The organism is Candidatus Thermoplasmatota archaeon (assembly GCA_030018475.1).
Lineage (GTDB): Archaea > Thermoplasmatota > JASEFT01 > JASEFT01 > JASEFT01 > JASEFT01.
In genome coordinates this window covers 1-5,427 of sequence record JASEFT010000028.1, presented here as the reverse complement: position 1 = coordinate 5,427, position 5,427 = coordinate 1, and the positions used below count along the sequence as shown (strand labels likewise).

At 38.6% G+C, this 5,427-nt stretch carries 4 protein-coding genes; 3 read left to right on the top strand and 1 reads right to left on the bottom strand.

Annotation, left to right across the window (positions count from 1 at the left end):
- The coding region (locus tag QMD21_04820; GenBank protein MDI6856087.1) for an OPT/YSL family transporter at nucleotides 1–1,541 on the bottom strand (1,541 nt) is incomplete at its 3' end.
- A gap of 86 nt (nucleotides 1,542–1,627) precedes the next feature.
- Here QMD21_04820 and QMD21_04815 point away from each other — a divergent pair.
- The 3 genes from QMD21_04815 to QMD21_04805 form a co-directional block, all read left to right on the top strand.
- Nucleotides 1,628–2,134, top strand: coding sequence for an Lrp/AsnC ligand binding domain-containing protein (locus tag QMD21_04815; GenBank protein ID MDI6856086.1), 507 nt, complete (start codon nucleotides 1,628–1,630; stop codon nucleotides 2,132–2,134).
- Nucleotides 2,135–2,218: 84 nt separating this feature from the next.
- Complete coding sequence (locus QMD21_04810) at nucleotides 2,219–2,491, top strand: 4Fe-4S binding protein (protein MDI6856085.1); 273 nt, start codon at nucleotides 2,219–2,221, stop codon at nucleotides 2,489–2,491.
- 2 nt (nucleotides 2,492–2,493) lie between these two features.
- The coding region (locus QMD21_04805) for an FAD-dependent oxidoreductase (GenBank protein MDI6856084.1) at nucleotides 2,494–5,427 on the top strand (2,934 nt) is incomplete at its 3' end.

Genomic DNA, 5,427 nt, shown 5'->3' with positions numbered 1-5,427 from the left:
CTACCGAAAACAGCAGTGCCCACCAAAGCCATTACCAAAAGAGTTTGTACATCAGTTCCTAAAACGTAAAATATGCCTACAAGTAGCATTAAAGTAATGAAAGAGCATGCAGAGACAGGCGTTGACCTTATTTCACCCATTGTCTTGACTGCAATTGCAGAAATGAAAAGAGTAACTACTACCATCACAACGCCAAGACTGAAAGATTGTGATACTGGGTAGCCGTAAGCAATAAACAAAATACTAGTTCCTAGTAAAGTAACCATCATAAGTAAAGGAATATGTGAGTAAGGCCATTCGTACCAGCCTCTACCTGCGATAAAATCTTTTCTTTCACCGCCTTTAAGCTTGAGAATGTCTTTTGTAAAACTTTTGAATAAATGCGACATTTTAATGATTGCAGTAATACCTCCTCCTAAAATTATACCTATCCCTATTGGGATTGCAACTTGCATGTGAGCCATTATAGCACCTGAAGGCTTGCCGAAAAATGGTGCAACGTTTAGTAGCGAATAAAACCCTTCCTCAATACCCATTGCTTCGCTGCCGGGATAGTAAAAAGGATATTTGAAAATCAGAGCCAAAGGCACTACAACAAACCATGCGAAACCTGAGCCCCCAAATACTATAAAGGCGCTTCTAAATCTCATAAACCAGCCTGAGGCGAACATCATTGGCGAAAGTGATAAGCCTAGATGAGTGTAGGTGTAAACATCGGTTTCGTAAGGCTGGATTATATCGCCAGCACGATACCATTTACTTCCTAATAAAATTCTATCGAAGATAGGTATTCGCTGCCCTTCATGCAAGATTGTAGGGAAATCACGTATGAATGCGAATGCAAAGCTAGCGCAGAACCAAGCAGCAAATAATTTCAAAGTTCTAAGTGCCTTCTCTACAGCGCCCTTGGATATATCGTAAGCCATGTCCATCATTTTAATAGTGCCTTCAAAGCCAGGCACAGGAAGAGGATCTTCAATCAGCCATATACGCCTGAAGATAGTGAAATAGAGCACTCCGAGCATTCCTCCAATAATAGTTGCAATTATAGCTAAAGAAGCTGCTGGTATTACAGTTTCGCCAATCAGCCTAGCACCGCCTCTACCCAGATAATCTCCATGATAAGCTAGTAAGAAAATTGCAGGATATGTAAAGACAAAACCAGTGCATGTAGCGCTAGCGCCTGTACTACAGCCGGCAGAAATATTTATTTCTTCAGGTCGCCACTTTAGTGCAAGTCCTAAAATATAAACTAAATACCAGTTACCGCCAACAATCATTCCTATTTTAAGGCCAACATACTGATTAATTACTGTGAACACTCCGCCCACAACAACTCCAAGTAAAACTGTCTTCCAAATCCATTGCCTTCTTAAAAAGCTCGTTGCCCTATACTTCTCATCTAAATACTGCTCTAAAACGCCTGTGTTAAAATTAGCGTATAAATCTACATCGTAAGGCTCTATCTTATCTTTCTCTATAGCTTCAAGTCCTTTAGCGGTAGGAACTCTACGATAAGCAAAAGTTCTTAGTTTAGGCATTTGTAAACATATTCTCTTACAGGCTATTTAATTTAATTGGTAATATTTATCTGTGTAGTATGCAATGTAGCTCACTAGGAGAAAATATGGCAATAGGATATGTATTGATAGCAACAACACCTGAATATGATAATATGGTATATAAAGAATTGCAGAGAGTATCTGAAATAGTGGACGTTTACGGAACCGCCGGAGAATATAATATACTTGTAAAAATAGTAGCTGATGATATTGACAGTATTAGTGAGGTTGTAGTAAGTAAAATAAGGAAAATTTCAGGCGTTACTTTTACAGATACACTGCCTGTGATAGAAAAATTTTCGGAGCATTTGAAATTTCCTAAAGCTACTGTTGGTAAAAACACTGAGTTTTTGCTTGTGAACACACAACCGCCTAGAGACGCAAACGCTTATAACGAAATATCGAAATTACAAGAGATTATAGAAGCTTATATGGTGTTTGGTAAATATGATATCATAGTAAAAGTAGGCGTAGAAAATGTAAATGTATTTCTAAACTATTTGATGCCGAAAGTAAGGAAAATATCTGGTGTAGTATTTACTAAATCGCTTATTACAAGAGCCGTTGCCTAATTTCAACAAAAGTTTGCAAATTGTACTGCAATCAAAAATAATATCTTTATCAAACTCTATACTGATGTTGCGAACAAAAAGAAAATGGAAATAGCGACGAAGTTCTGGCGCAAGCCTTTAGACCTAGAGAGATGGAAAATACCAAGTGGAGAAGTTAAAATTCTAAAAGATAGATGCAAAGGCTGCAATTTCTGTATTAAGTTGTGTCCTGCTGAGGTTTTAAAAGAATCTGAAGATTTTAACGAGCTTGGCTATCACTACCCCATAGTAGAAAAGCCTGATAAATGTATTAACTGCTCTTACTGCCAGGCTATATGCCCTGAGCTCGCTATCTGGAGTATAGCTAAGGAGACTTAAAGATGCGCATGCAACAATCTGTATTAGTAATAGGTGGCGGAATTGCAGGAGTGCAAAGCGCATTAGACCTTGCAGACCAGGGCATTAAAGTTTATTTGGTTGATAAAAGGCCTAGCATAGGTGGAAATATGGCTAAACTAGACAAAACATTTCCTACCAACGATTGCTCTATGTGTATTTTAGCGCCTAAACTAGTAGCTTTAGGGAGGCATGGAAATATTACTCTGCTTACAAACTCAGAAGTTGTGAGTGTGGAGGGTAAGAAAGGTAATTTTAAAGTTAAAGTTAAGCTAATGCCGCGATATATAAAAGATGATTGCGTTGCTTGCGGAGAATGCTCTCTGGTATGTCCTGTAATTCTACCAAACGAGTTTGATGCTGGATTAGGCTCTAGAAAAGCTATCTACACGCCTTTTCCGCAGTCAGTACCTTCAACTTATATTATAGATCTAGAAAATTGTTTGAATAAAGGAGGCATAATAAAATGCAAGCATTGTGTTGATGCTTGCGAATCTAATTCTATTGATTTCGATGCAAAAGAAGAGATTATAGAGCTGCAAGTGGGAGCTGTTATTTTAGCTACTGGGTTCGAGCTGCTCGACCCTAGAATAAGGAAAGAATATGGCTACGGCAAATTTGAAAACGTAGTTAGTTCTTTAGAATATGAAAGATTACTATCTGCAAGCGGCCCTACTGGAGGCAAAATTTTAAGGCCTAGTGACTTAAGAAAACCAAATAAAATAGCTTTTATTCAGTGCGTAGGCTCTAGGTCTGAGCAACTAGGCTACCCTTATTGCTCAAGAGTCTGTTGCATGTACGCAACTAAAGAAGCTTCTATATCTAAAGATGCTGACCCAGCTACAGAAATATACATTTTTTATATGGATTTGAGAGCTTATGGAAAAGATTTTCAGCAATATTATAATAAAGCGCAGGAAATGGGTATTAAATATATTAGAGGAAGACCTTCTTCTATTTACGAAATTCGTAATAAAAATATTTGCATTAGATACAAAGATACTTACACAGACAGAGTAGAGGAGTTAGAAGTTGAGCTTTTAGTACTATGCTCTGCAATAGCGTCTAGCATTGAGAACAAAAAACTTGCTGACATTTTAGGTATAGAGCTAGATGAAAACATGTTCTTTAAGCAAAAAGATCTTTTGCTAGACCCTATAGCGAGCACAAAAGAAGGTATTTATTTGGCAGGCTGCGCGCAAGCTCCAAAAGACATACCAGATACTGTAGCGCAAGCTAGTGCAGCTGCTGCAAAAGCGTCATCAGGAATTAAAAAAAGGGCATTAAAAAAAAGTTCACCTCCAGAAACTGCTATTCCCTACGAGTCTCCTAGAGTCGGTGTCTGGGTTTGTAAATGCGGTAAGAATATAGCTGGCTATCTTGATGTGGAGGAGGTAGCAAAATATGCAGAGCAACTGCCATATGTTGCTCATATAGCTGTAGAGCTTTTCGCATGCTCTGAAGATGCTCTTAGAAGGCTCAAAGAAAGCATTGAAGAGCACAAATTAAATCGTGTGGTTATAGCTGCATGCTCACCAATAACGCATGCGCCGCTGTTCCAAGATACAATCCAAGAGGTGGGTCTCAATAAATATTTACTTGAGTTTGCAAATATTCGCAACCAATGCTCTTGGGTTCATTCACAGGAGCGTAATAGCGCAACTGAAAAAGCCAAAGCTCTTGTTAGAATGGCAGTTAGTAAAGTTTCGTTGCTAGAGCCTTTAAAAGAATACGAACTGCCAGTACCTAAGAAGGCGCTTGTAGTTGGCGGAGGTATTGCAGGTATCAACTCTGCTATAGCTTTAGCTCAATTCGGAATTGAAGTAGCCCTTGTAGAGAAAGCTGAGAAGCTAGGTGGAAAGCTCAATTCGCTCTACAAACTTTTTCCTTCAGACCTAGAGGCTTCTAAAGTATTAGAGAAATTATTGAAGCAACTTAAAAAAACTAAAAATATTGAGATATTTAAGAATGCCAAAATATCAGCTGTTACCGGCTATGTGGGTAATTTTGATGTTAAGCTAACTTGTAATGGCAGTGCTAGAAGAGAAGAGAAAATTTCGCAAGTAGGCACTATAGTTTTAGCTACTGGCTGCGAGGAAATAGTCTTAGGAAACTCAAATTATTATGGAAAGCATCCTAATATTATTACTCAGTTAGAGCTTGAGACTAAGCTCAAGGAAGGCAAGCTTGGCAATAATTTTACAAATGTAGTAATAATAAACTGCGTAGGAATGGATGAGCAAAGACCTTACTGCTGCAGAATAGGTTGCGGCAATAGCATAAAGAATGCAAAGCTTATAAAAGAGAGAATACCAACCGCGAATATTTTCATTCTTTACAAAGACATGCGAATATTTGGCAAACAAGAAGAAGAATATTTTGCAGATGTGCTTAAGAATGTAAGACCTTTCCTTATAAGATATGACAGGGAGCCTGAGGTTGAAATAGAAAATAACTTAATCAAAGTTAGAGTTAAAGATTTACTGCTAAATGAAGATTTAGAAATTGCTACTGACCTGTTAGTACTCACACCACTGCTTGAGGGTAGTAGAGATGTAGAAGAGCTCAAAAAAATATTAAAACTCCCTACAGGCGCTGGCGATTTCTGGCAAGAAGCGCATGCCAAACTAAGACCTCTCGATTTTAATACCGACGGTATTTATTTATGCGGTAGTGCGCAGTACCCTAAAAATCTAGCTGACTGCACTGCCCAAGCTTACGGCAGCGCTGCAAGGGCAGGCATACCTATGCTGAAAGGATTTGTCAGAGCTGAAGGTATTGTAAGCACTGTTGATAAAAACAGATGCTCAGGCTGCGGAATTTGTATTGCTATATGCCCTTACGATGCAATCCAACTCGTTGAAGGTATAGCCAAAGTTAACGAGGTAGTATGCAAAGGCTGCGGCGCTTGCGTAGCA

Bases quoted from the DNA above. Each gene is read 5' to 3' on its own strand.
- QMD21_04815 (MDI6856086.1), top strand. From the start codon at position 1,628: ATGGCAATAGGATATGTATTGATAGCAACAACACCTGAATATGATAAT.
- QMD21_04810 (MDI6856085.1), top strand. From the start codon at position 2,219: ATGGAAATAGCGACGAAGTTCTGGCGCAAGCCTTTAGACCTAGAGAGA.